We start from the raw sequence: 26,084 nt of genomic DNA, 5'->3' as shown, positions 1-26,084 counted from the left end.
GGACGTTCACTCAAAAGACGAAGTGGACAGATCGCCCGTCTGCATGCCTGAAAGACTCTGCCGAAGCGCGCGCACATCTTTCGCGCCATTCATATCGCCGAATTGCCGCTGGGCTTCGCGCCAAAGCGGAGCCGCTTGTTCGAACAAGGCCCTACCGTCCGGGGTGAGCTCGACGAGACGGCTGCGACCATCCGTCGGCGACGGCCGGAGCCGGACAAAACCGTCCCGCTCCAACACGCCCACCATCTTGCCCATGGCCGTTCGTTCGGTATCGAGGCGCTCGGCAAGGTCGTTGATCGACACGCCCTGCTCCTGATTCAACGCCGCCAGTATCAGGAATTGGGTAATGCGCAGGCCGGTGGGCTGCAGATGGCTGTCATAGAGGCGCGAAATCTGCCGGGCAGCCTTCCTCATCGCAAAGCAGTGGCACTGATCGACTCCAATCGACGACTTGTTTGGCGACATCTCGACTCTCCTCACCCCTCTGGCACGAACACCCGGCCCATGCCTCAAGCAAATGCTGCGCGATGCTTTTCGATAAAGGACGGTACCGACAGCGCTGGCGTTCCGGTAATTCTCTCGACCACATCATTGGTGCCCTGGAAAATGCCTTCCCGGTAGTGCTGGGCCACTTCCACCAGATGCTGGACCAGGAACGGAGGGAACTTATACAGGTTTTCCATCTTGGCCTTGAAATCGTCGATCGATATCGGCGCGTACTCGATGTGCGCCCCGAGCACGCCGCTCATGGCGGCTGCAATCTCGGTGTGATTCATTTCGATGGGGCCGTGAAGGGTGTAAATCTTCCCCTCGTGACCGGCCGGTTGGGCCAGGATATGCGCGATCACCCGACCTTGATCGTCCGAACTGATGGGCGCATGGCGACCGTTCCCAAATGGAAACTCGATCTTTTTCCGGGCCCAGATTTCATGGGCGAAGTGCGGGTAGATCAGCCAGTCGGCAAAGAAGGTCGGGCGCAAATGCGTCGTGGGCACCCCGGACCAGTCGAACACGCGCTCGGAAATCCAGTGGTCCTGGGCCGCATGGCTGGTGGACTCCCGACGTGCGGAAATCTGCGACATATTGACGATGGCAGCGACTCCCGCCTCCTTCGCAGCCTGCGCGACATAGGCAGCTGCCTCGACAATACCCGGCGCGATCGGATGCAGGAAATAGGCTGCGCTGACGCCTTCCATCGCCGCGCGAATCTGGTCGATTTCGGTGAAATCGCCGACAGCCGTCTCCACGCCGCGAGCCCTTAGCGCCGCCGCCCGTTCGTCGTTCGAACGTACGTAAGCGCGTACCCGCTTGCCCATCTTCAGCAGTTCGTCGATGGCGGCGCCACCGGTGCGCCCGGTTGCGCCGCTGACGAGAATGGTCGATTCGCTCATGGTCTGGTCCTCTTGGATTATAGGAGCATATGCTCTTATATCGACAATAAGGGCATATGCTCCTATTTGCAAGTGACGCAAGCCGATCCCGCGGCGAACGGGGGTCAGGGCGCACTCATGCCCTTTTCCCCGTCGCCGGCAATGACAGCGTCCGCTGACCCGGATTTCCTCAGGGGAGGCCCGAGAAACTCGACGCCCCACTGACGGCCGAAGGCATTCAGGGCGTCGCGCTGCGGCCGACCTTCGCGCATGAGCTCGCTCAGTGCCGCGAAGAACAGGTCGGCCCGCATGCCAGGGGTGATCAGCACGAGCTGACGCGAAGGACCGTCGCTGACGTTGACGAAGGCATGAGCGACGCCGCCGGGCACGGTGACAATGTCGCCTTCTGTCAGCTCGAAACGCTGATCGTCCATCTGCATGGCGTAGCGCCCGTGCAGCACGTGAAAGGTTTCCGTCTCCGCGTGACGATGAAGCGGCGGACCAAATCCCGGGGCATGTGCCGTCTCGATGATGGAAGCGGCGCCGCCAAACGTTTCCGGCGCCACGCGAACCCACAGCGTCAGTCCCAGCACGGGAATGACAATGGGCCTCTGATCGGAACGCATCGTGCCCGCGCTGGTCGGACCGGCCCACGCCGACGGACCGGGATAGCCGTAGGGCAAGGCTACTGATTCGGTCAAGAGAGCGGAGTCCGGCAAACTCCTCGTCAACGCATCGATCACGAAACACCTTCACTCGGCAACGTCTGCTGACGTCTGACGGGAAGGCTAGGCCGTTATCGCCGACGGCTTTTGCGTGATTCAGGCCATTTTTCCAAAACGCACGATGCGTCGACGAATCCAGAGTTCTGGCCGGGGCCTGGCGCAACCGGCCGCGCGGTCAATGCGCCCAGGGTGAGCTCAAAATGACGCTGCAGATGTCCACCCGCCGAAACGCGGGATTCTTGTACGCGATAAAGTCGTCGTTGAACGTGCCGAAGGTCGTCGCGGGACGATCCTTCAGGCCTTCATAGAACGTGTCGATAATGCGCTGCTTGAAGTGATCGTCGCGCGGATAGGCCGCCACGACTGCGTCGCGCTCCTCCTCCGTGAACTGGTCGTACGAACGACCCGCGACATCCATGCCGGCCGCCACATGAAGCAACGCTGCCTCCGGATGCAGGAACTCGGGGATGCCCGGTGTCGTATGGAGGGCGATGGCCGCCCACACCTTGTGGATGTCCGCTTCGGCAATGCCATGACTGCGCAGAACGTCGCGCGCAGCGTTCGCTCCATCCACTTCGAAACGCAGCGCGCTACTGTGGAAACCCGGAGTAAGACCCAGATCATGGAACATCGCCCCCGCGTAGAGGAGCTCCGGATCGAAGGCGAGGCCTCGGCGCTTGGCGAGCAAGGCGCCCCAGCAATAGACCCGCATCGAATGTTGAAACAGCAAGTCGCTGGCCGTATCGCGCAGCAGCTGGGTTGCCTCGCGGGCGATCTTGCTATCGGGAATCGAGATCCCGGGGATATGGGAAAGCATCGCTCTGCTCCTCCTCCGTCAGCCCGCTGCCACCGCCTGCGCACCGGCTTTCATGGCTTTCAAATAGTCGTCGATAGCACTTGCCGCTCGCGCAACACACGCTACATATCCATCAGGACGAACCAGCCAAATGCCATCTGAGCCAAGCGGCGCGCGCACCTGCTTTTCCAGCAATGATGCGTGCTCGACCAGCAAATTTTCAATGGCTGGCGTGGGAGCGGCCAACAGCGCAAAGCGCGGCTGCGGACCGGCGCCAAATGGACCTTCCAGCGCGGCGGGAACGATGCGCTCACCCGTGCGAGGCGCGTCATGCCCAGCTTCGGATACACCGTTAATGAGGCTCGCGGCATATCCAATGGTGGTCTCGGAAAAGTTCTGTGCGAAGAATTCATTGACCGGCATCAGCCCGAATAGCATGCCGCCAATGGCGTTGCGCACGGCCACTGCCGCGGGGTTCTTCAGCGTTGCAACCTTGGTGAGGCGCGCGGCATCGGCGAGCACTTTTTCACCCACGGCACTACGCTCCTGGCTGTAGGACTCCAAGAGCCTCGGGTCCTGCGTCGTACCGTTGCACACCAGCGCGAGCTTCCACGCCAGGTTGAACGCATCCTGCATGCCGGTGTTCATGCCCTGCCCGCCTGCCGGACTATGGACATGCGCCGCATCGCCAGCGAGAAACACTCGGCCGGAACGATAGCGGGCGACCTTGCGTTCGTTGATGCGGAACGACGACAGCCAGACTGGGTCCGACAGCGTCACCCCGCCCGGCCCGCGCTGATCCATGATCGCTTGAACCTGGGCCAGCGTGGGATCGGCGGGTCGTGCGCCCGGGGCGCTTTGGACTTCGGCGATCAGGCGGAAGCGCCCTTCGGTGATGGGGAAGATGGCGATCACGCCCTGCTCATGCCAATAGCTTGAAAGCTCGGAAGGCGGCGTTGGCAGTCCTTGCATGTGGACATCGGCAAGCACCCAATCGGATGGCAACGTCTCCCCATCGAAAGGAATGCCAAGCGCGTGCCTGACTGTGCTGTGTGCGCCATCGCAACCGACCGCCCAGTCGAAACGGCACACTTCTTCGCCTTGCCCGGAATTGAGGGTCGCGCAAACGCCAAGATCATCCTCGGCGAACGATACGAGTTCGACCTCGCGTTCCACCTGCACCCCAAGTGCGTTGAGATGCTCTTCGAGGATGCTCTCGCTATCCGATTGCGGAAGCATGAGCGGGTAGTTGTAGCGGCTTTTGATTTTCCGGAAGTCGATGAACGCGACGCGCTTGCCGCCCGAGTAGACGTTCATGCCGTCCATCTTGCGCCCCTTCGCCACGAAGGCCTGCGCGCAATCAGAGCGCTCCAGCAATTCGAGCGTGCGGCTCCAGATTGCAAGTGCCTTGGAGGTGGTGGAGCGACCTGCGCCCTTGTCCACGATGCGAACCTTGACGCCATAGCGCGCGAGCTCCGCCGCCATCGTCAAACCCACCGGACCCGCTCCCACGACCAATACTTGTGTGTTCATCGCTCACTACTCCGATCGTCATCTCAGTGCATGAAGGGCCTTTCGCCAACTGCCAAAGCGGCCTCGCTCGCGCCTTATTCGGCGCGCGATGAATATATTAATCACGTGGTTAATTATTGCAAGCCAAGCGCGCCGACAGGATGCCGCAGCCCTCTCAGGCCGCCTGAACGTTGGATCTCGCACTGCGCTGAGAGCGCTCGCCGATGGAGCTCAAACCACCCACACCGGCATCAACACGATGCCAGGCAGCCCTGCTGCTGCGCGCACGGCGATCAATGCAAATCCTCAACATCCCAACGATCCGTGGATGCATTGACTTCGATACGAACGCGCACGTCCGCGCGCTCGGTGCGCTCGGCAGCCATCTCGCGCGCCAGTGTGGCGAACTGCTCCTGCAGGGGTGTCGGCCGCCAATCGCTGCGACGGGTCATGGCGATGCGTCGGCGCAATACGCCACCCTCGATGGGTATTTCGGTGAGTGCGCCGGCCTGGCGCTCGAACATGAACTGGTCCATCGACATCAGGCTCAACCAGTCGCCTTTGAGCATCAGCCCGCGCGTCACCAGGACGGAGCTGCATTCGATGCGCGGTGTCGGCGGCTCGATGCCGTTGACGCGAAACAACGTCTCCCAGTTGCGCCGCATCGGCACGCCGGGTGCCGGCACGGCCCAGGGATAGGCGAGCAAGTCGTCGATCGCCACGAGCTTTTGCTGTCGCAGCGGATGGGCGCTGTTGCCGACGATGAAAAGTTCATCATCGAACAAGCCCTCCTGCTCCACGTCATTGGCCGGTGCCGGATGGCGCATGGCGCCGCCGATCATCAAGTCGATGTCGCCATGACGCAGCGAGGCGAGCAGCTCGCCATACGGCGCCTCGCGTACATCCACAGAAGCGCTCGGATGTTCCTGCGCGAACCGCGCGAGCAAGTCCGGCAGGAACACGGCGCGCGCCATCGGCAACGTGCCGATGCTGATGCGGCCGCCGCCGTACTTGCCAGCAGCGATTTCGTCGACGCCAGTGCGTAGCTCCGCCAACATCAGGCGAACGAAGCGCACGAATCGACTGGCCAGGTCCGTGGGCCGTACGACGCGTCCTGCTCGCACCAGCAATTCCGCGCCCAGCGCATCCTGCAGCTCGCGGACGGCGCGATACACGGCCGGTTGCGATAGCGCGATCTGTTCTGCGGCAGTGGCGTAGCTGCTGCATTGAACGACGGCCACCAGCGCACGTAGCTGGACCATGCTGATGCGTCGCTCGATATGGTTCAGCGGCGCCAGGCGCGCCGAGCGACGCACCAGGCGCACGCCGTGAGTGAGATAGCGCAGCGCGCGTTCCACACGAATGATCCAGGCCCGCCCACTGATGGTCGGGCGCGTGCCGTCGACCTGGCGTTCGAACAGGCGGATTTCGAGATTGCGCTCGAGCTTGCCAACGGCCTGGGTCAAGGCCGGTTGCGAAAGACTGACCTGCTCGGCCGCCACGCTCATGCTGCCGGCGCGAGCGATCACGCTGAGTGCATCCAGGTGGCGAAGATTGAGGGCGTAAATCTTATCCATGCGCAATCAATAGTATTTACTTATGTGTCAATAATAAAACGAATTTGGCAACACCAGTGTTTCGGCGCAGATTCAGGCCACGAGCAGAGGGCAGAAAAACTCTCTCGTAACAATCGATATCAATCTCGAAAGTCGTGCCCGGTTTTTTTGATGGCGCAACGCAACATCAGAAGACGCCAAACCGCCGCTCTCTCCGAATCATTCGATGTTGCGATGCAAGAAATACCCCTTCCCCGCGAACACCGACAGTGAACTGACTGCGCTTATGAAGATCATCGACTCCCATCTGCACGCCATCGCCTCCGACACCAACGCCTACCCGAAAAACCCGATCGGCGGCCATCAGTCCGAGTGGTCGCAGCAGCGCCCCGTCGATGCGGCAGGTGTGATCAAGGCGCTGGATGCGGCCGGCATTGCCAAGGCCGTGGTGGTGCAAGCCTCCACTGTCTACGGTCACGACAACCGCTATGTGGTCGATACGGTGCGTGCGTATCCCGACCGGTTGACCGGGGTGTATTCGATCGACGCGCTGGCACCCGATGCCGTCGAACGGATCGATCACTGGGAGGCGCAAGGCCTGCATGGCTTTCGCCTGTTCACCACCGGCACCACCATGCCTGGTCAATCCGATTGGCTGGGCCACAAGGATTCTTATCCGGCGTGGGCGCATGCCGAACGCAAGGGCATTCCCGTCTGCCTGCAGATGACCATGCAAGGCCTGCCGACCCTGCGCACCTTGCTTGAACGCTTCCCTGGTGTGCGCGTACTGCTCGACCATTGCGCCCGTCCCGACCTCGACGACGGTGTTCCTTACAAAGCGGCGCAGATGCTGTTTGACATGGCCCAGTTCGATGGCGTGCACCTGAAGCTGACCAATCGCACCCTGGCTGCGGCAGCGAAAGGCCTCTCCCATCCCATCGATTTCCTCGAAAAGCTGGTGAGCACGTTTGGCGCTGAGCGCATTGCCTGGGGCTCCAATTTCCCCGCCGCCGAAGGCTCGCTGCATGAACTGGCGACGACGGCGCGCGACGTACTGTCCAGCCTGCCGCAACCGCTGCAGGCGATGATCTTCGGCGGCACGGTCCAGCGCATCTATCCGGCGCTGGCGGGAGTATCGGCATGAGTCAGCCGGCCCACCTGCAGACCGTGTTGAAGACCACGGCCCTGACCACACCTCTGAAGAACGGTACGCTCAAGAGTGACCACGTGGTGCTCGACTTCACTGAGATCAGCCCGATCCACAAGGCGTTTGCGCCGATGGTGCGCGACGCGGCGTTCGACATCTCCGAGCTGGCCATCGTCACTGCCTTGCAGGCCATTGCCTATCAGCGGCCAGTGGTGTTGCTGCCCGTGGTGGTGGCCTCGCGCTTCCAGCGCGGCTGCCTGATTTCCTATCGCCCGCGTGGCGAACTCAAGCCTGAACAATTGCGCGGCAAGCGCGTGGGCGTACGTTCTTACACGCAGACCACGGGCATGTGGGTGCGCGCGCACCTGGTCGAGGATGCCGGACTTGCAACCTCTGACATCCATTGGGTCACCCACGATCCGGCACATGTCACGCAGTATCAGGACCCGCCGTTCGTGGAACACCCCGCCCATGGCAAGGACTTGCTGGCCATGCTGCACGATGGCGATATCGATGCGGCGATCTTCGGCAACGATCTTCCCGAAGGCGATGACTATGTGCCGGTGATGGCCGATGCCAAGGCCAAAGACCTGGCCTGGGCGCGACAGCACGGATTTGTGCCGATCAACCACGTGGTCGCGGCAAGCGCCGAGACCTGCCGGCGCGAGCCGGACGCCGTGCGCGCCGCCTACGGTCTGCTGGTTGAAGCCGAAAGCCGACAGGAGGCAGGCGCTGCCGGTCCACGCAAGACTTTGTCTGGCTTTGACGCCTTGCATGGCCCCCTGGAGTGGATCATCGATGCGTGCCTGGAACAGGCGCTGCTCCCGCGCAAGCTTAGCCTCGACGAGGTGTTGGGTCCCGCGCACGCTTTGCTAGAAGCCAAGACGGCCTGATATTGCGCTATAGCGCCAACGCGACTCACTACTAGAGTTCAGTTTCCAGATGACCCGACCGGTAAACCTCCAAACCCATCTGACGTCGCAGCGGCATCCGCTTTATCGCGACCTGACCTTCCAGGTGGTGGTGGGCATCGTGCTGGGCGTGCTGGTCGGCGTGGTGTGGCCGAACATCGGCGCCGCGCTGAAGCCGCTGGGCGACATCTTCATCCGCCTGATCCAGATGGTGGTGGGGCTGATCATCTTCTGCACGGTCACGCACGGCATCGCCAGCGTGCGCGACATGGGCAAGGTGGGCCGCATCGCACTCAAGGCGATGGTGTATTTCGAGCTGGTCACCAGCGTGGCGCTGGTGATCGGCCTGGTCGCGGTCAATGTGCTCAAGCCCGGCGTAGGCATGCATGTCGACCTCGCCACGCTCAAGCAAGGCATGGACGCGGTAGACCATGTACCTGCCGCGCCTCAGGGCTTTGGCGAGTTTCTTACGAATCTGGTGCCGACCTCGGCGCTGGGCGCATTCAGTCGCGGCGACATCTTGCAGGTGCTGCTGTTCTCCGTGCTGTTTGCCTGCGGGCTGGCCAGCCTCGGTGAAAAGGCACAGCCGGTGCTGCGCGTGGTCGATGCCACCCAGCTCGCGTTGTTCTGGATCATCCGCCAGGTGATGAAGATTGCGCCGATCGCGGCATTCGGCGCGATCGCCTTCACCACCGCCAAGTTCGGCGCCGCCAGTCTCTTGCCGCTGGCCAAGCTGGTGGGCGTGTTCGCGCTGACCTGCGTGGCCTTCCTGCTGCTGGTGCTCGCACCGATTTCTTACGTGTGCGGCTTCAGCCTGCTCAAGCTGATGCGCTATATCCGCGAGGAGCTGGTGCTGGTGCTCGGCACCAGTTCGTCGGAAAGCGTGTTTCCGCAGCTCACCGAAAAATTGACCCGTCTTGGCGTGAACGAATCGGTGGTCGGCATGGTGTTGCCCACGGCGTACAGCTTCAACCACGACGGCACCTGCCTGTATTTCGCAGCGGTCACGGTGTTTCTGGCGCAGGCCACGGACACCGCGCTGGGCTGGCAGGGGCAACTGGGCTTGCTGTTGATCTTGCTGGTCACGTCAAAGGGTGGCGCTGGTGTATCGGGCTCGGCCATCGCGGTACTGACCATGACACTGGCGGCGACCAAGACCATACCTGTCAGCAGTGTTGCCTTGATTCTTGGTGTGCATCGCATTCTGTCGGCGGGCTTCGTGTTCGTGAATATCGTCGGCAATTGCGTGGCCACCGTGGTGGTTGGCCGCTGGGAACAGGCAGTCAATCGCGAACAGCTACAAAAAGAACTACACGCGGGTTAACAGGAAGTCAGCCTTCAAAACAACATGTGTCTCGCGGCACCTGATGGCGCCGCGGCGGGGAGGAGTGCGTCAGTGAAAAGGTCAATGACACGTCAATCGCTATATCTCGGTCTGCTCGCCGCCTTGCTGATGCCTGCCGCTTACGCGCAGGACACGCAGGCAGCGCCGGACAGCGGACCGAGCGCCAACTGGGCCGACGGCTACGCGGCGGCGCAGGCCGATGCGCAGTCAACTACCGTCGATCCGGCCAGCACTCTTGCTCCCACGCAGCCATCTGCGCGCGAGCCGGGCCTGCCTCGCCAGGCATGGGTGCAGAACTTGATCGACGATGGCGTCAACATCCGCGCCAGCCTGGTCGATCAATTCGCCAAGAACACCACCGGCGGCGTCGCTCAGGGCAGCCACAACGTCGGCCAGTTCTATGTCGGTGCGGATCTGGATCTGGGCAAGATCTGGGGATGGACGGGATCCACCTTCCACTTCACCGTCTATCGCGACTACGGCCTGAGCCTCAACGCGCTGGTCACCGGCACCTATACCAAGCAGCAGTACATCTACAAAAACCCCTATACGCGCTGGCATCTGGGCCTGTTCTCGTACGAGTACAAAGGCCTGGACGACAGGCTGGATATCCAGGTCGGCCGCCTGGGCAGTACGACGTACTTCGGGCACTTGGTGGTGAACTGCCAGTTCACGTCCGCCAATACCTGCGGCGAGCCGCGCATGCTGGTTTCCGAAACCGGCCTCAGCCTGCTGCCGTCGGCGACGTGGGGCGGCAACGTGAAGTACAAGACCACCGAGAACACCTATGTCGACGTCGGTGCGTTCGAGGTCAACCCCACCGTGCAGCCCAGCAATGGCCTGAACTGGGGCATCGAACATGCCACCGGTTACACCGTGCCGGTTGAATTCGGCTGGGTGAAGAATGATCCGCACACCGAGCAATTTCCGTTCGAGCTGAAGGGCGGCGCTTATGTGAGCACGGCTCCGCTGACCGACATCGACATGAACACGCGCGGCCAGCCGCTGGGCATCAAGGGTGGCACCGCCGCCACCGACAACCACGTGCGCGACGGCATCTACCTGATGGGCGACAAGGTCATCTGGCGCCCGGATCCGAGTTCGCCGCGCAGCTTCAACGTGTTCGGCGGCTGGGTGCAGCAGCTCGAGCAACAGGAAATCATGCGCCAGCAGATCTATGCCGGCTTCGTGATGACCGGGCCGTTCGTGTCGCGTCCGTACGACACGCTTGGCCTCAATATCTCCGAGTTCGAGCTGACGACGGCCGAGCGCGACTTTCTTGCCGAGGAGCGCGCCAAGCTGGGCGGCAGCGGCTGGAACGCCCGCCATCAGACGGCTGCCGACCTGACTTACAGCTACCACATCGTCAAGGGCCTGGAGCTCATGCCGAGCGTGCAGTACATCGTGCACCCGGACAACTCCGCCATTCCGAAAACCTCGGTGTTGCCGAAGAACCTGCTGGTCTACGCCATCGGCCTGCGCGTGGACATCGGCGTGCTTATGGGCTTCAAGCCTGCCGCCGCCAACGATTGATGTTCGAAAGAGGATGAGCCATGTCTGTCGTAGTAACCCGCATCGAACGTGCCGACGCCAGCGTCATTGACGGCCTGGCCAAGGTCGGCGTCGCCACCGCCCACGAAGCGCAAGGCCGCAGCGGCCTGATGCACTCCAGCCTGCGCCCGATCTACAGCGGCGCACGCATCGCCGGCTCGGCCGTCACCGTGCTGATGCCGCCGGGCGACAACTGGATGATGCATGTGGCGATCGAACAGTTGCGCGAAGGCGATCTGCTGATTGCCGCCACTACCAGCCCCTGCGAAGACGGCTATTTCGGCGACCTGCTCGCCACCTCGGCCCAGGCGCGCGGTTGTCGTGGCCTGATCATCGATGCCGGCGTACGTGACGTACGCGATCTCACCGCCATGGGGTTTCCCGTGTGGAGTCGGGCCATCCATGCGCAGGGCACGGTCAAGGAAACGCTGGGCTCGGTCAACGTGCCATTGGTCTGCGGCGGCGCCCTGGTCAACCCGGGCGATGTGGTGATCGCCGATGACGATGGCGTCTGCGTCGTGCCGCGAGCCAGCGCCGCACAAACGCTGGAGCAGGCGAAGGAGCGCGAGGCTCGCGAAGAGGCGAAGCGCCTGCGCCTGGCGGCAGGCGAACTGGGCCTGGATATCTACGACATGCGCGAGCGCCTGGCCAGCAAGGGCCTCACCTATGTCTGAGCAAGCGCGCCCGCTGATCATCGATTGCCACGGCCACTACACCACGGCGCCAAAGGGACACGATGCGTTCCGCGACGCGCAGCTGAAGCACTTTGCTGATCCGTCTCAACCGTTGCCGACCTACCCCGCCATCTCCGATGACGAGATCCGTGAAAGCATCGAAACCAACCAGCTGCGCCTGCTGCGCGAGCGCGGCCTGGACATGACCATCTTCTCGCCTCGGGCCAGCACCATGGCCCACCACGAAGGCGACGAAGCGGTCAGCCAGGCGTGGACGCGTCATTGCAATGACTTGATTGCGCGCGTCGTCGGGCTCTATCCGGAGACCTTTATCGGCGTATGCCAGCTGCCGCAGTCGCCCGGTGTGACGATCAAGCATTCAATCGCCGAACTGGAGCGCTGCGTCAATGAACTGGGCTTCGTGGGTTGCAACCTCAATCCCGATCCCTCGGGTGGTCATTGGAACGGCCCGCCGCTGACCGATCGCGCCTGGTATCCGTTCTTCGAGAAGATGGTAGAGCTGGACGTACCGGCCATGGTCCATGTGTCGGGCAGCTGCAACGCGAATTTCCATGCCACGGGCGCGCACTACATCAACGCCGACACCACCGCCTTCATGCAATTCCTGCAAGGCGATCTGTTCAGGGATTTTCCGAACCTGCGTTTCGTGATCCCCCACGGTGGCGGCGCAGTGCCTTATCACTGGGGTCGCTACCGCGGCCTGGCCGACATGTTGAACAAGCCGCCGCTGAGCGAGCACGTGATGAAAAACGTGTACTTCGACACCTGCGTGTATCACCAGCCGGGCATCGATCTGCTGCTCAAGGTGATCGACATCAAGAACATCTTGTTCGGTTCGGAGATGGTGGGCGCCGTGCGTGGCATCGATCCCACCACCGGCCATTACTTCGACGATACCCGCCGCTATATCGATGCGGCGAATCTCTCCGCCGCAGACCGGCATCAAGTGTACGAAGGCAATGTGCGTCGCGTTTATCCGCGGCTGGATGCGCAACTCAAAGCGCGCGGCAAGTAAACCGCCCGTGCGCTAGACGCGCCGGCGATCAATCCCGCACCTGCCAGCTCTCCAGCAGGGTGCGCGTCTGCTCCATCACCGTCGCCTTGAGCAAGGCGCCCTTGGCGGCGTCGATCTCCTTCCATCCCAAGGCGTCAAGGCACGCGCCCGGGGGATGGAAGAACGGCAGGATCTGCCCCTTGAGGGTGAGCAGGCGTATCCGCGTGATCGGATCGCGGGTGGTTGTGCCGGTGATCCGCGCCAGCAAGCTCAGGCGCAACTTGTTCAGTGGCTGCTTGAGCCGCCGCTCCAGCAGCTGCGAGGCCACCAGCGGTTCGTCGCCCGCCACCTCGCGCACCATGAACAGGCGCCGCTTGGATGCCTGGCTATCGGTCAGCACCATATCCAGCACCACTTCATGGATGCCCAGGAAGGCATCGATCAGCGAACCCGTGCTGCTGCCCTCGCCTTTCAATACCCCCGCCGCCTGCTGCATGGCAGGCTCAAATCGGCCGCGGATGTCGTCGGCGATGAACTGGGCGCAGGCGCGGTAGACCCCTTCCTTGTTTTCGAAGTAGTACTGCAGCGCAGGCGCGTTGACGCCGGCCGCCGCCGCGATGTCGCGGGTGGACGCGCCCGCGTAGCCATGCTCGCCGAACAAGGCCACGGCCGCGTCGATGATGCGTTGGCGCGTTTCATCGCCGCGCGCATAGCCTCCGGCCGACGAGTGCCGAGGACGCTTGGATGGGCTCATGCACGGTTCTCCTGCCTGCTCCGGGCAAATATAACATTTGACAAAGTTATTCCAATCGGAATAAATCTTCCAGCTGGAATATATTGGACACGCCCTCATGCCCGCCCCCTCCGGCTCCACGCCCGGCGAAGTAAAGAAAGACCCCACCGTCCCGACCTCGCGCCGCTCCAAGGCAGGCAAGATCCTGCTGCCCGTCGCCATCGTCCTGGCCGTGGTCGCGATACTGGCCCTCGGCTACTGGTGGGTGGTCGGCCGCTATATGCAGAGCACCGACGATGCCTATCTGCGCGCCGACAGCATGACGGTGGCCCCCAAGGTCAGCGGGTATGTCACCGACGTCTACGTGGGCGACAACGCCACCGTGAAGGCCGGTGACCCGCTGGTGCGCCTGGACGGACGGCAATACCGCGCCGCGCTGGATCAGGCTCAGGCCACCGTCGATGCACGCCAGGCCGATATCCAGCGCGCCCAGGCAGCGATCCTGCAGCAGCGCGCCGCCATCGAGCAGGCCAAGGCCCAGCAACTGACCGCCCAGATCAGCAGCCGCCACGCGGAAGACGAAGTGCGCCGCTACGGTCCGCTGGCCACCACCGGTGCAGAGAGCAGCGACCAGTTGTCGGTACTCACCAGCAACCGTGACCAGGCGAAAGCCACGCTGGCCGCCGATACGGCCGCGCTCGACCAGGCACAGGCGAAGATCGCCGACCTGAATGCGCAGATCGCCCAGGCGCGTGCGCAATTGGAGGCTGCCCAGGCCTCGGCGCGACAGTCGAAGCTCGACCTCGACGACACCTTGATCCGCAGCTCGCTGCCAGGACGGGTGGGTGATCGCACGGTGCGCGTAGGCCAGTACGCGCAACCCGGCACGCGGATGATGACGGTGGTGCCGATCGAAGGCGTTTATCTCACCGCCAATTTCAAGGAAACCCAGATCGGCCAGATGCGCGCAGGCCAGCACGCAAGCGTGCGCGTCGATGCGCTGCCCGACACCGAGTTGAAGGGCGTGGTCGAGAGCTTCGCACCCGGCACCGGCGCGGAATTCGCCCTGCTGCCGCCCGAGAACGCCACCGGCAACTTCACCAAGATCGTGCAGCGCGTGCCGGTACGCATACGGCTGGAGGCCGACGAACAAACCCGCAAGCTGCTCGTGCCGGGCTTGTCGGTGACAGTGAAGGTGGATACGCGCCAGGCTCATGAGGACGGCAAGGTCGCGTCCGCAGAAAACCGTCATGGCTGAAGCAGCCGCCCAGCCTGCCGCCCATCCGGAGCGTGCCAGCGTCGCGGACTGGATTGCCGTCGCGGCCGGCTCGCTCGGCGCACTGATGGCGACGCTCGACATCTCCATCACCAACTCGGCCTTGCCGCAGATCCAGGGCGAGATCGGCGCCACCGGCACCGAGGGCACGTGGATCTCGACCGGCTATCTGATGTCCGAGATCGTGATCATCCCGCTCGCCGCGTGGCTGACCCGCGTATTCGGCCTGCGCAACTTCCTGCTCGGTTGCGCCGTGCTGTTTATCCTGTTTTCGATGATGTGCGGCATCTCGACCACGCTGATGGCGATGATCATCGGCCGCATCGGCCAGGGCCTGACCGGCGGCGCGATGATCCCCACCGCGCAAACCATCATTCGCAGCCGCCTGCCAATGTCGCAGCTGCCGATCGGCATGACCGCCTTCGGCCTGATCGTCCTGCTCGGTCCTTTGCTGGGCCCGGTGCTCGGCGGCTGGTTGACGGAGAACATCAGCTGGAGCTGGTGCTTCTTCATCAATCTGCCGGTGTGTATCGGCCTGATCGTGCTGTTGCTCGTCGGCCTGCCATCGGACAAGCCGCACTGGGAGGCCTTGCGAAAGGCCGATTGGCTGGGAGTGTTCGGACTGGCGATCGGGCTCAGCTCGCTCACCGTGGTACTGGAAGAAGGCCAGCGCGAGCGCTGGTTCGAATCCAGCATGATCATCTGGCTCAGCCTGCTGTCGTTTGCCGGCATGGTGTTGATCGCGATATCTCAGTTCACCGCCGCCAAGCCAGTGATGCGCCTGAGCCTGCTGAAGAACCCGCGCTACGCCAGCGTCATCTTCATCGTGCTGGTGGTGGGTGCGGCGCTCTACGGCGTGATCTATGTGATACCCCAATTTCTCGGCTTGATTGCCGGCTACAACGCCGAGCAGTCCGGCTGGGTCATGCTGGTATCGGGCGTGCCGGCCTTTATGATGATGCCGATACTGCCGCGCCTGCTCGGCAAGGTGGATTTCCGCATCCTGGTGATCACCGGCCTGCTGTGCTTTGTGGCCAGTTGCATGCTCGACATCCATCTGACCGCCCAGTCCGTCGGCGACGATTTCTTCTGGTCGCAGCTGGTGCGCGGCGCCGGCCAGATGCTGGCGATGATGCCCTTGAACCAGGCTTCGATGGCGGCAGTGTCGCGTGAGGAATCGGGCGATGCGGCCGGCATCTACAACATGGCGCGCAACCTGGGCGGCTCGATCGGCCTGGCCATCATCGGCACGGTGATCGACCGGCGCAACACGTTTCATGTGGCGACCATACGTGAATCGCTCTCGGCCAATTCCGTGCTCGGCCAGGATCGCATCGCCGCCAATGCAGCCAGCTGGTTCGCGCAAACCGGCGACATGGCCTACTCCAAGATGCGAGCCCTGGCGCAACTGGCCCAGCAGATTCAGCAGCAGGCCCTGGTCATGACGTATTCGGAAATTTTCTATGTGCTGGGCATCGCCCTGCTCTGCTGCGTACCGCTCGCCTTGCTGCTGAAGACGCCCCGCTACCACGCGCCGGCCGCGACGGGCCATTAAGGATGTTTGTCATGACTACGCTTCCATCGCGCGCACCGCGCACTTTGTTGTTGGCGCTGCTCGCTTCGATCACGGCACTTTCGGGATGCACGGTCGGCCCCGATTACCGAGGCGCTCCCGATGTGCCCGGCAGCCACGGCAATGCTTTCGTACGGGCGCCAACGACGGGCCTGGCCACCACGCCCATACCCACGCCAAGCCAGTGGTGGACCACGCTCAACGACCCGCAGCTCAATGCGCTGATCGACGCGGCACTGGCGCACAACCCGAACCTGCAGGCGGCGCAGGCGCGCCTGCGGCAATCGCGCGAGCAACTGCATCAGCAGCGCACCAAGGCGCTGCCCAGCGTGTCGGTGGATGCGGCAGCCGTGCGCCTGCGAGAGCCGGATCTCTCGCTGCTGCAGTCCTCCAACAACACGTCGCAGAATGGCCAAGCGGCGAATACATCCAGCGGGCGCGGGCCGCTGCAGATCTACACGGCTGACTTCGACGCCTCCTGGGAGCTCGATCTGTTTGGCGGACTGCGGCGAGCCACCGAGTCCTCGTCGGCGCAGGCCGAAGCCGTCGAGGCTGATCTCGCCGATGCCCAGGTGTCGCTGGCCGCGGAAGTGGCGCAGGCATATATCAGCCTGCGTGATCAGCAGCAGCGCTTGCTGCTGGCCCATCAGTCGACCGAGCTAGCGCAGAAGACGCTGGAACTGGTGCAACAGCGCCGCGCACGCGGCGTCGCCGCGGATGCCGACGTCGAGCGCCAAACCACGCAGGTGGAAAACACGCGCGCGACCTTGATTCCGCTGGACGAGCAGATCACCGAATCGCTGGACCAACTGGCCGTACTCACCGGCCAGGCGCCCGGGACGCTCGATCAGGAACTGTCCAAGCCGATGTCCCTGCCGACCTTGCCGGCAACAGTATCGGTCAATGATCCAGCAAGCCTGCTGCGACAGCGCCCGGATATCCGCGCCGCCGAGCGCCGGCTGGCCTCGAACAACGCGCAGATCGGCCAGCACACCGCCGACCTGTTTCCCAAGGTGACCTTGATGGGCTTTCTCGGCAGCACCGGCGTCAACCCCGCTGATCTTGCCAAAAAGAGTGCGTTTACGTGGGTGGGCGTGCCTTACCTGCAATGGAACGTGTTCGATTTCGGGCGCACTCACAGCAGCATCCGCCAGGCCGAAGCCGGTCGTGACGAAGCTGCCGCCACGTACACACAGACCGTACTCGCCGCGCTTCAGGACGCCAACAATGCCCTGTCCCGCTACGGCCACCAGCGCGACAGCGTCGCACGCCTGCAGCAGATCGAGGCATCGGCCAATCGCTCCGAGAGCCTGATGCACCAGCGCTACGGCGCAGGCGCATCGTCGCTGATCGACCTGATGGACACTCAGCGCACGCAGTTCACTGCCCAGCAAAACCTGATCGAGGGGCGAGCCGATCTGCTCAAGGACTTTGTGTCACTGCAGAAGAGTCTCGGGCTGGGTTGGCAATAAGCGCGACAGCCATGTACCTCCAAGCTATCGACGCCACACTCACGCTTAAGAGTCGAGCCAAACGCTCACAAAAGTCCTGCACTCGCGTCACGCAGCGAGCTCGAACATGCAGCCTTGTTCAGCGCGACGCAGGTGGTGCCCATGTCTAGCAAAGACCGAAAAGACGTTTCTCACCCGCACGACCATCCGTCCGCACAAGTGGAAACGCCGGCCGAGCGGGAGGCGCGCAAGAAGAAGGAATCGCAGAACCATGAGGAGGCGCTGGAAGAAACGTTTCCGGCCAGCGATCCGGTTTCTCCGTTCATTCCCGCCAAGCCGCCCAAGGACGATTGACGACAAGTGGCGCACGACAGCATCTTGCGTAACTTGATTGATTGGCAAGCGTCGCTCTGCGCCCGAGCGTCGTCGCATGAAGCATCGCTGTCGCGACACTGACGGCCTTCACCTAACGATGGCCTCCAACTCTCTACCGCGTCACGGATGTCGGCCCACGATGCTCTGAATTCCCGGAGCAAGCGCATGAGCGCCAAGGGCGATGAGGCGACCCTGCAGCCGTTGGCAGGCGGCGGTGCGCCGGCATCCAAGAGCAGCAAATCCCAGGCGTGGTGGCAACGCCTGAGCGCAGGTTTCGTCACTGGAGCTGCGGACGATGATCCCAGCGGCGTCGCTACGTACTCGCAGGTCGGCGCCAGGTTTGGCTATGCGCTGCTGTGGATCGTGTTTCTGACCATACCGCTGATGATCGCCATACAAATGGTCAGCGCGCGCGTGGGTCGCGTCACGGGTCGCGGATTGGCAGACAACCTCTCACGCAATTTTCCGCGCTCTGCGGTGTGGACGCTGGTCACCCTGTTGATCGTCGCCAATGTCATCAACATCGCAGCGGATATAGCCGCGATGGGAGCGGCCTTGCAGCTACTGGTGGGCGGTTCTGCGGTCGCGTTCGGTGTCGTGCTCGCGCTGATCTCGACGGCGTTGCAAGTGTTCGTGCCGTTCGCCAGGTATTCGCCCTACCTCAAGGTGCTGGCGCTCAGCCTGTTTTCCTATGTGGCGACGGCCTTCGTGGTCAAGGTGCCATGGGGTGAGGCTCTCAAAGCCACCGCCATTCCCCATCTGCAATGGAACGTGGCGTATCTCACGGCGATTGTTGCGGTGCTCGGCACTACCATCAGCCCCTACCTGTTTTGCTGGCAGGCAGCGCAAGAGGTGGAAGAGATTCGCGGGAGCGATGAGCGCGAGCCACTGAAGCACGCCGATGCGCAGGCGCCTGACGCGCTCAGGCGAATCGCCATCGACACCAGTGTTGGAATGATTTTCCCCAATCTGGTCGCGTTCTTCATCATCGTCACCGCGGCGGCCGTGCTGCATACCCATGGCAAGACCGAGATCCAGTCGACCGCCGAAGCAGCGCTGGCCTTGAAGCCCGCCGCCGGCCGTTTCGCCTTCGCGCTGTTTTCGCTCGGCATCATCAGTACTGGCATGCTGGCCGTTCCCGTGCTGGCCGGCGCAACGGCGTTTGCCGTGGCGGGCGCGACTCATGCGCCCTATGGCCTGGCGCACAAGCCCCGTGATGCGCGGTTGTTCTATGGCGTGCTGGTCGGCGCCATGGCCTGCGGCGTGGCGCTGATCTTTACCCCGATCGACCCGATCAAGGCGCTCTACTGGAGCGCCGTCGTCAATGGCGTATGCGCCGTACCGTTGATGGCGGCGATCATGATGGTCGGCGGCCGCGAGAAGACCATGGGCAAGCATGTGGTGAGCGGCTGGCTGCGGCGCTTCGGATGGCTGGCGACGATAGTGATGGGAGCGGCGGTGATGGTGATGTTTGCCACCCTCGGCAAGGGCTAGCGCACCCTCGCCTGCTCACCGGACCTCATTGGATTCCTGGTCGGCGAACAGATGCATGCTCATGTAATCGAGGAACACACGAAGCCGAGGAGAAATATGCCGATGGGACGGCCAGACGATACGGAATGCGTTCTGATACTCCATTTGCCCCGCTAGCACCGGCTGGAGCAAGCCGGCCTCGATGGCTGCAGCTGCGGAGAAGTTCGGCACGCAGGCAATGCCGCCACCCTCGATGGCCAGCTCAAGCATGGGTGCGATCGTGCTTGCCGACGACGCCACCGGGACCGTCACGTCCAGCCCTTTGTCCGATTGCCGGAATGGCCAGCGCTCAAGCTTGCCAGTGGATGGAAAGCGGTGATGGATACACGCATGCCTGGCAAGATCGCCCGGAACCTTCGGCACGCCCGCACGCTTGAGGTAAGCAGGCGAAGCCACCAGGACCAGATGGTAGACGCCGAGCCGGCGGGAGATCAGGCGCGAATCCACGCCTTCGCCGGTGCGAATGGCTACGTCGAATCCCTCGTTGACGATATCGACCAGGCGATCGCTGTAATCGAGGTCCAGTTCGATATCCGGATACGCCGCCATGAATCCGGCCAGCACCTTGCCGAACAGGCCGCCCAGATACGGCAGGCTCACTCTGAGCTTGCCGCGGGGCGAGGCCTGGTTGCCGGCGAGTTCGCGTTGGACGCTGTCGATCTCCGACAGCACGCGGCGACAACTTTCCAGAAAGACCTCGCCGTCAGGCGTCAAGGAAATGCTGCGCGTACTGCGATGGAACAGGCGTACGCCCAGGCTTGCCTCCAGCCTTGCCACGGTCTTGCCCACGGCGGATGCGGTCAAGCCGAGCACGCGTGCCGCTTGAGTGAAACTTCTCGTTTCCGCCGCCTGCACATAAGTCGCCAGAGCGCTCAGGCTGTCGAGCGAATCGGCTTCTGCTTTGGTGGATGCGGCCATGGCGTGGACACTTTGCATGGATGACTCACCCTAGGGATGCGTTGATCTATACCGCGTGAGCGGGCATCAAAGCGTCCGAGGCCGGCGCTACCGGCCTCGGTGCAAGTCGATCAGGCAGCCACCCGTTCGGCGTGGGCCGGATAGTCGGTGTATCCGGCGGCATCGCCGCCATAGAAGGTGTCGCGATCGTAATGGTTCAAGGGCAAGCCCTTGGCCAGCCGCAACGGCAAGTCGGGATTGGCGATGAAGTCGCGACCAAACGCCACCAGATCCGCACTGCCTTCCTGCAGGATCGCCTCGGCCGATTCGCCGTTGAAACCACCGGCCGCGATGATCGGTCCCGCGAAGTGGCGGCGGATCAATCGCGCGGCCACGGGATTCTGGTCACGGCTGTCGTCCACCGTGTTGCCGTTCACGCGAGGCTCGATCAGATGAAGATAGGCAATGCCAAGTTTGTCGAGCTCGCTCGCCACATAGCTGAAGAGAGCGACCGGATCGCTATCGTGCATATCGCCAAAGCGACCGCTCGGCCCCAGCCGCACGGCGACGCGGTCGCGCCCCCACACGGCAATCGCTTCGCGCGTGATGTCCAGCAGGAACCTGGCACGCTTGGCCACGCTGCCGCCGTAGCTGTCGGTACGCTTGTTTGAGCCATCCTGCAGGAACTGATCGATCAGGTAACCGTTGGCGCCATGGATCTCCACGCCATCGAAGCCTGCCTTGAGGCCGCGTTCGGCGGCCTGCCTGAATTGCAGAACCATCGCGCGGACTTCGTCCTCGCTCAGCGCGCGGTGCGGCGAGCTGGGAACCCAGCCTTGCGCTGTATACGCGACGCCTTCGTAGGGAACGACGGAAGCCGTCACCGGCGCGCCGCCATGGGGCTGCAGGTCGGCGTGCGACTGCCGGCCGGCGTGAAATAGCTGCAGGAAGATCAGGCCGCCCTTGGCGTGCACGGCATCGGTGATGCGCTTCCAGCCCGGAATTTGCGCGTCCGAATAAAGCCCCGGCGAACCCAGATAACCGCCGCCGTTCGGCGCCACCACGGTCGCCTCGGACACCAGCAGGCCGCCCTGCGAGGCGCGCTGATCGTAGTACTCGCGCATCAGCTCGCCAGGGCGATCGCCCGGCTGTTCGGCGCGCATGCGGGTTAACGGTGCCATCACGACGCGATGACGCACCGCGTAACGGCCGATCGTCGTGGATTCAAACAGTTTCTTGCTCATGGGAAGGACCACCTCTGAAAGACGCCAGCTCTGGCGAGTTATCAGATGGGTGTCCCCATGGCGGACGGTAGGTCCGCGCTAGTCCGGACACTTAGGAACAACTTTCCGCAGTCTTGCCGCGCCCTCCCCACGACCAAGCCACGGGCCGCCCCATGCGCCCGCCCAGCGACTCAGCCGCGATCGCCAAACAGGATGGCCAGCAGAAACGCCTCAACAAGATGCTGCATGCCTTGCGACACCAGCGCATCGGCCGTGTCGCCGCCCAGTTCGGCGATGGGTGTCTGGTGCCACCATTCGGAGATGCGCAGCTCGTCGGGTTCGATCATCAGCGCCAACTGGACGAGCTGGTGCTGTCCCACGCGGTCGATGACACGCGAATTGCTGCTGGGCTTGCTCCACCGGATGGGTACCGGCATGGCAGTGCACGATGAGCGTGGCTTGACCAGGTACATAGTCATTCACCGCTGCGCTTGCGCGTCGGCCCCGACGGATTGCCGGCCAACCGAGGGTGAATGTAAGTCGATCAAGTACGCTCGTCGATTGTACCTGGGTATCATTTTTTTCGAGAAAAAAGCCATGAAAAGCGCTGCATCGACAGCTTGCCGGCGGAGCGCGGCTCCTGGGTTGTGGCCAGCAAGCTGCGTTCGCGCTGTCGATCCAGAAGCGTTTCACTCTTGATACAGTGAAAATAATCACATTGAAAACGCGTGGAACGCAGCGTAGAAACGACTTGCAGGCCATCGATGTCGTGCTTACTAACGTGAAGCCGCCGCCGACATCCTGCGTGAGCCACGTGCGGATCCGTGCTGGTTGCGGCCCATGTCATCTTGAACCGCGCGACAGGGGCGCCTCTGCCATCGGAGATAACGATGCGCCCGCCCCATTCACCGGACCGGGACTCCGCGCACCCTCCTATCCCGTCTGCTACGCCCGTGGTCTTCGTCGTCGACGACGACTTGTCCGTGCGCGAAGCGCTCGAGGCGATGATTCGCCTGGAAGGCTGGCAGGTGGAAACCTTCGCGTCGGCCCAAGCGTTTCTGGCACACCCGCGCGTGTTCGCGCCCAGCTGCCTGATCCTCGACATCTCGTTGCCGGATCTTGACGGACTCGATGTGCAGGATGCCATCGCCCATGACCGGATCGACATGCCGATCATCTTCATCACTGGATTTGGGGACGTTCCCACGACGGTGCGGGCGATGAAGGCCGGCGCGGCGGAATTCCTCACCAAGCCGTTCGACAACGAGGTGATGCTGGAGGCGATCCGTCAGGCCATCGAGCATAGTCGGGCCACGCTCGAACAGGAGCTCGATATCCTGGTGCTCGAACAGCGCTGCGCATCGCTGAGTCGACGCGAACGGGAAGTGATGGCGCTGGTGGTGGTGGGCTTGCTCAACAAACAGATTGCCGCGGAACTCGGCATCAGCGAGATCACCGTGAAAGCGCACCGCGGCCAGGTGATGCGCAAGATGATGGCCGGCTCGCTGGCTGAACTCGTGCGCATGGATGCGCGGCTTCAGCAGGCGCACGCGGCTAGACAGGCGCACGACCACCCGCGGTAGTCACGCAGACGGCGGACCAAAAAGCTTGTGCGCAATACGCCACTGGCCATCACAGCGCAAAAGCGACAACACATTGTAAAAGTGGTTGCCGAGAAAACGCAGCTCCGCCGTCACCGTGGCCATGTCGCCGAGCACCTGGATGGACAGCACGCTCATGGTGAACGGTTCGCCCGCCGTCCGCGGGCTTTGACGAGAGCCAACCGCTTCGATGTATTGACTGGCCGTGCGTGAGCGGAAGCTACCCGTCACCAGGTCCTCGACGCGAGCTTCGGGCAGGAACACCTCGCGCAAGGCTTGCGTGTCGCCCTCATGAATGCCACGCAAGTACCGGTTGGCCAGTTCGAGTACCGCCTGATCGTGAGTCATGCGCGCCGCCTTATCCAACCTTTGTGTCGAGGCGCGAACCGGTCACGGTGCGCACCCGCGAGATGAGCTGCTGCGCGTCGATATACCCCGGCGCAACGCTATAGAGTTTATCGCCATCCTCCAGCAGCAAGGACGGAAAACTCGAAATGCCCCAGCGACGCGCCTGCAGAAAATCCTCCTGCGTTGCCGTCACGGCCTCGGCCGATTGCCAGGCGGCGAGGAAATCCTCCGGCGTGGTCGCAAACCCCAGCGTACCCATGACGATGGACGCCACTTCGGCAAGCACGTCGCCCTTGGTGATATCGCGCCCGTCGACATAGAACGCCCGCTGGATGCCGCGCAGCACTTCGAGCTGATCAATGGCGGGCGCCAGTCGCCGCGCAGTGACCACGGCGCGGCACGCCGGCTCGGTGTCGTAGACCAGATGGTCGTTGGCGAGGAAGGCATCGCGATTGAATGGCAGGCCGCTGGCTGCTTCCACGCGCGACCAATGCTCAAGCCGCGCGACACGCTGCTGTCTTGGCATCACGGCGGTTTCACCGGGGCGCAAACCGCCCACAACGACCTCCAGTTCAAGACTCGGTACGGCCTGGCGCAATGCCGTGACCTCTTTGCCGAAGCCATAACACCAGGAACACATAGGGTCGGCGACCAGGATAAGTTTCATGCTCTTTGCCTCGAATGCTATGCCAGGGGTGCACTCTATTCCTGCGATCAATCGCGTTAAATGTGGTTCAATGCATTTCACTTGATACGTGGCGTAACGAATCATGCGTCGCCAATTTGATGACGTGCTGCTGGGTAGCATCGAGCTGTTTTGTCTGGCCGGCGAGCTCGGCAGCTTTACCGCCGCCGCCACGGCGGCCGGTGTGACGCCCGCCGCGGTCAGCCGCTCGGTGGCCCGGCTCGAGGAACGGATGGGTGTGCGGCTGTTCGTGCGCACCACCCGACAGATCCGCCTGACCGACGTGGGCCGCGCTTATTTCGAAGAGTGCCGGCAAGCACTCACTCAGCTGATCGAAGCCGAACGCATGGCCACCGGCCAGCAGTTGCGACCTGTTGGCACGCTGCGGATCAGTGTGCCGACCACCTACGCCCACTATCGGCTGCTGCCCCTGCTGCCGGCATTTCGCGAGCAACACCCGGAAGTGCAGCTGGACGTGCATGTGAGCAATCGCAACGTCGATTTCTCCGAAGAGGGTTACGACCTGGCGATCCGCGTACGTGCACCCGCCGACTCGACCCTGATCGCTCGCCACCTCGAAGATGCCGAACTCGTCGTCGTGGCAACGCCCGATTACCTGGCCAGGCGCGGTACGCCCGTCGTGCTGGACGACCTTAACCGGCACGAATGCATCCAGTTCGATCTGCCCAGCAGCGGGCGGCGTATTCCGTGGCTGTTCCGGCACCAGGGCAAGGATATCGAGGTCGCCGGTGATGGCGGCTATGTGTTGTCCGAGGATGTGCTCGGCGGCGTCACGCTCGCGCGTCACGGCGCCGGCCTGTTCCAGACCTATCGCTTCATCGTGGAGGACGACTTGCGCGACGGCCGCCTGGTAGCGGTACTGCCGGCCTTCGGTGGCCGGTCGCGGCCCTTCAGCCTGCTTTACCCGCATGGCCGCCACCTGCCCTTGCGCGTGCGCAGCTTCATCGACTTTCTGGTGCAGAAGGTCGCCTGATCGATCCGCAGGTTTGTTACCCCAGGTATCAACAGAAATGTTTCACAGCGCGTTTATGCGCGGCATTGCATTACCTACCATGTACTGCTGCCCAACACTCTTGCCGAGCGAGCCATGATCGATCTTTACACCTGGAAAACGCCGAACGGCCGCAAGCCGGTCATCGCCCTGGAAGAACTGCAGCTGGACTATCGGGTGCACGCGGTGGACATCGGCAACGACGAGCAGTTTCTGCCTGACTTCGTCGCGATTTCGCCCAACAGCAAGATACCGGCGATGGTCGATCGCGAAAACGGCCTCACCCTGTTCGAAAGCGGCGCCATCCTCCAATACCTCGCCGACAAGACCGGCAAGCTGCTGCCCACCAGCGGTGTCGCGCGATACACCGCCTTGCAGTGGCTGAACTGGCAGGTCGGCGGTGTGGGACCGATGTTCGGGCAGCTCGGCTTCTTCGCCAACCGCGCCAAAGAGCGGCTTCCGTTGGCGATCGATCGCTACCTTACCGAATCCAATCGCCTGCTCGACGTGCTCGAGCAACGACTGTCGCGATCGGCGCATGCGGGCGGCGACGAATACGGCATTGCCGATATCGCGATCTATCCCTGGGTCATCGCGGCAATCACCGCTAACCCGACCCTGCTAGCCGACGCTCGCACGCGGCGCCCCGCCATGGATCGCTGGATGACGCTGCTTGCCGAGCGCCCTGCTGTCATCAAGGGCATGAACGTACTTCAGGATGCGACCTGACGCTGGACGAGCCGGTAGGTGCCATTGCCCAGATCACTTATCATGG

26 protein-coding genes are annotated in these 26,084 nt (G+C 63.0%); 14 read left to right on the top strand and 12 right to left on the bottom strand.

Annotated features, from left to right (window positions below; translation table 11 throughout):
* Window positions 1-6: 6 nt before the first annotated feature.
* From AC1DMY_RS09705 to AC1DMY_RS09680, 6 genes are all read right to left on the bottom strand, one after another.
* Window positions 7-465: a MarR family winged helix-turn-helix transcriptional regulator gene (locus tag AC1DMY_RS09705; protein ID WP_477164736.1), complete on the bottom strand. Its 459-nt coding sequence runs from the start codon at window positions 463-465 to the stop codon at window positions 7-9.
* Window positions 466-509: 44 nt separating this feature from the next.
* Window positions 510-1,391 (bottom strand): NmrA family NAD(P)-binding protein, encoded by an 882-nt coding sequence (locus tag AC1DMY_RS09700; protein ID WP_477164735.1) that lies wholly within the window; start codon window positions 1,389-1,391, stop codon window positions 510-512.
* A gap of 104 nt (window positions 1,392-1,495) precedes the next feature.
* Complete coding sequence (locus AC1DMY_RS09695) at window positions 1,496-2,113, bottom strand: cupin domain-containing protein (protein WP_477164734.1); 618 nt, start codon at window positions 2,111-2,113, stop codon at window positions 1,496-1,498.
* A gap of 157 nt (window positions 2,114-2,270) precedes the next feature.
* Entirely contained in the window at window positions 2,271-2,912 is a 642-nt protein-coding gene (locus tag AC1DMY_RS09690) for an HD domain-containing protein (RefSeq protein WP_477164733.1), read from the bottom strand.
* An 18-nt stretch (window positions 2,913-2,930) separates the two neighbouring features.
* Window positions 2,931-4,424, bottom strand: a complete 1,494-nt coding sequence (locus AC1DMY_RS09685) for an FAD-dependent oxidoreductase (protein WP_477164732.1) — start codon at window positions 4,422-4,424, stop codon at window positions 2,931-2,933.
* Between the two features lie 272 nt (window positions 4,425-4,696).
* Window positions 4,697-5,980: a LysR family transcriptional regulator gene (locus AC1DMY_RS09680; protein WP_477164731.1), complete on the bottom strand. Its 1,284-nt coding sequence runs from the start codon at window positions 5,978-5,980 to the stop codon at window positions 4,697-4,699.
* Window positions 5,981-6,245: 265 nt separating this feature from the next.
* Here AC1DMY_RS09680 and AC1DMY_RS09675 point away from each other — a divergent pair, with 265 nt between their 5' ends.
* The 6 genes from AC1DMY_RS09675 to AC1DMY_RS09650 all read left to right on the top strand — a co-directional run bounded on the left by AC1DMY_RS09675 (window position 6,246) and on the right by AC1DMY_RS09650 (window position 12,623).
* On the top strand, window positions 6,246-7,103 hold the full coding sequence (locus AC1DMY_RS09675; protein ID WP_477164730.1) for an amidohydrolase family protein: 858 nt from the start codon (window positions 6,246-6,248) through the stop codon (window positions 7,101-7,103).
* Window positions 7,100-7,999 (top strand): substrate-binding domain-containing protein, encoded by a 900-nt coding sequence (locus AC1DMY_RS09670; protein ID WP_477164729.1) that lies wholly within the window; start codon window positions 7,100-7,102, stop codon window positions 7,997-7,999. The genes AC1DMY_RS09675 and AC1DMY_RS09670 overlap by 4 nt, the downstream gene beginning before the upstream one ends.
* A gap of 49 nt (window positions 8,000-8,048) precedes the next feature.
* On the top strand, window positions 8,049-9,341 hold the full coding sequence (gene dctA / locus AC1DMY_RS09665; RefSeq protein ID WP_477164728.1) for a C4-dicarboxylate transporter DctA: 1,293 nt from the start codon (window positions 8,049-8,051) through the stop codon (window positions 9,339-9,341).
* Window positions 9,342-9,425: 84 nt separating this feature from the next.
* Entirely contained in the window at window positions 9,426-10,895 is a 1,470-nt protein-coding gene (locus tag AC1DMY_RS09660) for a carbohydrate porin (protein ID WP_477164727.1), read from the top strand.
* A 20-nt stretch (window positions 10,896-10,915) separates the two neighbouring features.
* Window positions 10,916-11,587, top strand: coding sequence for a 4-carboxy-4-hydroxy-2-oxoadipate aldolase/oxaloacetate decarboxylase (locus AC1DMY_RS09655; RefSeq protein WP_477164726.1), 672 nt, complete (start codon window positions 10,916-10,918; stop codon window positions 11,585-11,587).
* Window positions 11,588-11,600: 13 nt separating this feature from the next.
* Window positions 11,601-12,623, top strand: a complete 1,023-nt coding sequence (locus AC1DMY_RS09650) for an amidohydrolase family protein (RefSeq protein ID WP_477165009.1) — start codon at window positions 11,601-11,603, stop codon at window positions 12,621-12,623.
* Between the two features lie 28 nt (window positions 12,624-12,651).
* Here AC1DMY_RS09650 and AC1DMY_RS09645 read toward each other — a convergent pair whose 3' ends face one another.
* Entirely contained in the window at window positions 12,652-13,356 is a 705-nt protein-coding gene (locus AC1DMY_RS09645) for a CerR family C-terminal domain-containing protein (RefSeq protein ID WP_477164725.1), read from the bottom strand.
* Between the two features lie 97 nt (window positions 13,357-13,453).
* On the opposite strand from AC1DMY_RS09645, the gene AC1DMY_RS09640 reads away from it, so the two are divergent.
* The 5 genes from AC1DMY_RS09640 to AC1DMY_RS09620 all read left to right on the top strand — a co-directional run bounded on the left by AC1DMY_RS09640 (window position 13,454) and on the right by AC1DMY_RS09620 (window position 19,504).
* Window positions 13,454-14,593 carry an HlyD family secretion protein gene (locus AC1DMY_RS09640; protein WP_477164724.1) on the top strand — a complete coding sequence of 380 codons (1,140 nt, stop codon included), beginning with the start codon at window positions 13,454-13,456 and terminating at the stop codon, window positions 14,591-14,593.
* Entirely contained in the window at window positions 14,586-16,166 is a 1,581-nt protein-coding gene (locus AC1DMY_RS09635; protein ID WP_477164723.1) for an MDR family MFS transporter, read from the top strand. The genes AC1DMY_RS09640 and AC1DMY_RS09635 overlap by 8 nt, the downstream gene beginning before the upstream one ends.
* A gap of 11 nt (window positions 16,167-16,177) precedes the next feature.
* Window positions 16,178-17,656, top strand: a complete 1,479-nt coding sequence (locus tag AC1DMY_RS09630; protein ID WP_477164722.1) for an efflux transporter outer membrane subunit — start codon at window positions 16,178-16,180, stop codon at window positions 17,654-17,656.
* A gap of 141 nt (window positions 17,657-17,797) precedes the next feature.
* Window positions 17,798-17,989 (top strand): hypothetical protein, encoded by a 192-nt coding sequence (locus AC1DMY_RS09625; RefSeq protein WP_477164721.1) that lies wholly within the window; start codon window positions 17,798-17,800, stop codon window positions 17,987-17,989.
* Window positions 17,990-18,175: 186 nt separating this feature from the next.
* Window positions 18,176-19,504: an Nramp family divalent metal transporter gene (locus AC1DMY_RS09620; protein ID WP_477164720.1), complete on the top strand. Its 1,329-nt coding sequence runs from the start codon at window positions 18,176-18,178 to the stop codon at window positions 19,502-19,504.
* A gap of 15 nt (window positions 19,505-19,519) precedes the next feature.
* Here the strand turns inward: AC1DMY_RS09620 and AC1DMY_RS09615 are convergent, their stop codons facing one another.
* The 3 genes from AC1DMY_RS09615 to AC1DMY_RS09605 form a co-directional block, all read right to left on the bottom strand.
* Window positions 19,520-20,461, bottom strand: coding sequence for a LysR family transcriptional regulator (locus AC1DMY_RS09615; protein ID WP_477164719.1), 942 nt, complete (start codon window positions 20,459-20,461; stop codon window positions 19,520-19,522).
* A 110-nt stretch (window positions 20,462-20,571) separates the two neighbouring features.
* Window positions 20,572-21,684: an alkene reductase gene (locus tag AC1DMY_RS09610; RefSeq protein ID WP_477164718.1), complete on the bottom strand. Its 1,113-nt coding sequence runs from the start codon at window positions 21,682-21,684 to the stop codon at window positions 20,572-20,574.
* 170 nt (window positions 21,685-21,854) lie between these two features.
* Window positions 21,855-22,100: a hypothetical protein gene (locus tag AC1DMY_RS09605; RefSeq protein WP_477164717.1), complete on the bottom strand. Its 246-nt coding sequence runs from the start codon at window positions 22,098-22,100 to the stop codon at window positions 21,855-21,857.
* Between the two features lie 453 nt (window positions 22,101-22,553).
* Here AC1DMY_RS09605 and AC1DMY_RS09600 point away from each other — a divergent pair, with 453 nt between their 5' ends.
* Complete coding sequence (locus AC1DMY_RS09600) at window positions 22,554-23,246, top strand: response regulator transcription factor (RefSeq protein WP_477165008.1); 693 nt, start codon at window positions 22,554-22,556, stop codon at window positions 23,244-23,246.
* On the opposite strand, the gene AC1DMY_RS09595 is transcribed toward AC1DMY_RS09600, so the two are convergent.
* Complete coding sequence (locus AC1DMY_RS09595) at window positions 23,247-23,612, bottom strand: nuclear transport factor 2 family protein (protein ID WP_477164716.1); 366 nt, start codon at window positions 23,610-23,612, stop codon at window positions 23,247-23,249.
* Between the two features lie 10 nt (window positions 23,613-23,622).
* A complete protein-coding gene (locus AC1DMY_RS09590; RefSeq protein WP_477164715.1) occupies window positions 23,623-24,279 on the bottom strand; it encodes a DsbA family protein in 657 nt (218 codons plus the stop codon).
* Between the two features lie 103 nt (window positions 24,280-24,382).
* Between AC1DMY_RS09590 and AC1DMY_RS09585 the strand changes: the two genes are divergently transcribed.
* On the top strand, window positions 24,383-25,291 hold the full coding sequence (locus AC1DMY_RS09585) for a substrate binding domain-containing protein (RefSeq protein WP_477164714.1): 909 nt from the start codon (window positions 24,383-24,385) through the stop codon (window positions 25,289-25,291).
* A gap of 114 nt (window positions 25,292-25,405) precedes the next feature.
* A complete protein-coding gene (locus AC1DMY_RS09580) occupies window positions 25,406-26,038 on the top strand; it encodes a glutathione S-transferase N-terminal domain-containing protein (protein WP_477164713.1) in 633 nt (210 codons plus the stop codon).
* The last annotated feature ends 46 nt before the right edge of the window (window positions 26,039-26,084 follow it).

The organism is Dyella sp. 01L423, from assembly GCF_056399945.1.
Note: the sequence above shows the minus strand (reverse complement) of the source record. Positions and strands in the feature narration are given on the sequence as shown.

Bases quoted from the DNA above. Each gene is read 5' to 3' on its own strand.
- dctA (WP_477164728.1), top strand. From the start codon at position 8,049: ATGACCCGACCGGTAAACCTCCAAACCCATCTGACGTCGCAGCGGCAT.
- AC1DMY_RS09585 (WP_477164714.1), top strand. From the start codon at position 24,383: ATGCGTCGCCAATTTGATGACGTGCTGCTGGGTAGCATCGAGCTGTTT.
- AC1DMY_RS09605 (WP_477164717.1), bottom strand. From the start codon at position 22,100: ATGCCGGTACCCATCCGGTGGAGCAAGCCCAGCAGCAATTCGCGTGTC.
- AC1DMY_RS09705 (WP_477164736.1), bottom strand. From the start codon at position 465: ATGTCGCCAAACAAGTCGTCGATTGGAGTCGATCAGTGCCACTGCTTT.
- AC1DMY_RS09610 (WP_477164718.1), bottom strand. From the start codon at position 21,684: ATGAGCAAGAAACTGTTTGAATCCACGACGATCGGCCGTTACGCGGTG.
- AC1DMY_RS09630 (WP_477164722.1), top strand. From the start codon at position 16,178: ATGACTACGCTTCCATCGCGCGCACCGCGCACTTTGTTGTTGGCGCTG.
- AC1DMY_RS09615 (WP_477164719.1), bottom strand. From the start codon at position 20,461: ATGGCCGCATCCACCAAAGCAGAAGCCGATTCGCTCGACAGCCTGAGC.
- AC1DMY_RS09595 (WP_477164716.1), bottom strand. From the start codon at position 23,612: ATGACTCACGATCAGGCGGTACTCGAACTGGCCAACCGGTACTTGCGT.
- AC1DMY_RS09590 (WP_477164715.1), bottom strand. From the start codon at position 24,279: ATGAAACTTATCCTGGTCGCCGACCCTATGTGTTCCTGGTGTTATGGC.
- AC1DMY_RS09655 (WP_477164726.1), top strand. From the start codon at position 10,916: ATGTCTGTCGTAGTAACCCGCATCGAACGTGCCGACGCCAGCGTCATT.
- AC1DMY_RS09675 (WP_477164730.1), top strand. From the start codon at position 6,246: ATGAAGATCATCGACTCCCATCTGCACGCCATCGCCTCCGACACCAAC.
- AC1DMY_RS09600 (WP_477165008.1), top strand. From the start codon at position 22,554: ATGCGCCCGCCCCATTCACCGGACCGGGACTCCGCGCACCCTCCTATC.
- AC1DMY_RS09685 (WP_477164732.1), bottom strand. From the start codon at position 4,424: ATGAACACACAAGTATTGGTCGTGGGAGCGGGTCCGGTGGGTTTGACG.
- AC1DMY_RS09640 (WP_477164724.1), top strand. From the start codon at position 13,454: ATGCCCGCCCCCTCCGGCTCCACGCCCGGCGAAGTAAAGAAAGACCCC.
- AC1DMY_RS09625 (WP_477164721.1), top strand. From the start codon at position 17,798: ATGTCTAGCAAAGACCGAAAAGACGTTTCTCACCCGCACGACCATCCG.
- AC1DMY_RS09680 (WP_477164731.1), bottom strand. From the start codon at position 5,980: ATGGATAAGATTTACGCCCTCAATCTTCGCCACCTGGATGCACTCAGC.
- AC1DMY_RS09690 (WP_477164733.1), bottom strand. From the start codon at position 2,912: ATGCTTTCCCATATCCCCGGGATCTCGATTCCCGATAGCAAGATCGCC.
- AC1DMY_RS09580 (WP_477164713.1), top strand. From the start codon at position 25,406: ATGATCGATCTTTACACCTGGAAAACGCCGAACGGCCGCAAGCCGGTC.
- AC1DMY_RS09635 (WP_477164723.1), top strand. From the start codon at position 14,586: ATGGCTGAAGCAGCCGCCCAGCCTGCCGCCCATCCGGAGCGTGCCAGC.
- AC1DMY_RS09700 (WP_477164735.1), bottom strand. From the start codon at position 1,391: ATGAGCGAATCGACCATTCTCGTCAGCGGCGCAACCGGGCGCACCGGT.
- AC1DMY_RS09645 (WP_477164725.1), bottom strand. From the start codon at position 13,356: ATGAGCCCATCCAAGCGTCCTCGGCACTCGTCGGCCGGAGGCTATGCG.
- AC1DMY_RS09620 (WP_477164720.1), top strand. From the start codon at position 18,176: ATGAGCGCCAAGGGCGATGAGGCGACCCTGCAGCCGTTGGCAGGCGGC.
- AC1DMY_RS09670 (WP_477164729.1), top strand. From the start codon at position 7,100: ATGAGTCAGCCGGCCCACCTGCAGACCGTGTTGAAGACCACGGCCCTG.
- AC1DMY_RS09660 (WP_477164727.1), top strand. From the start codon at position 9,426: ATGACACGTCAATCGCTATATCTCGGTCTGCTCGCCGCCTTGCTGATG.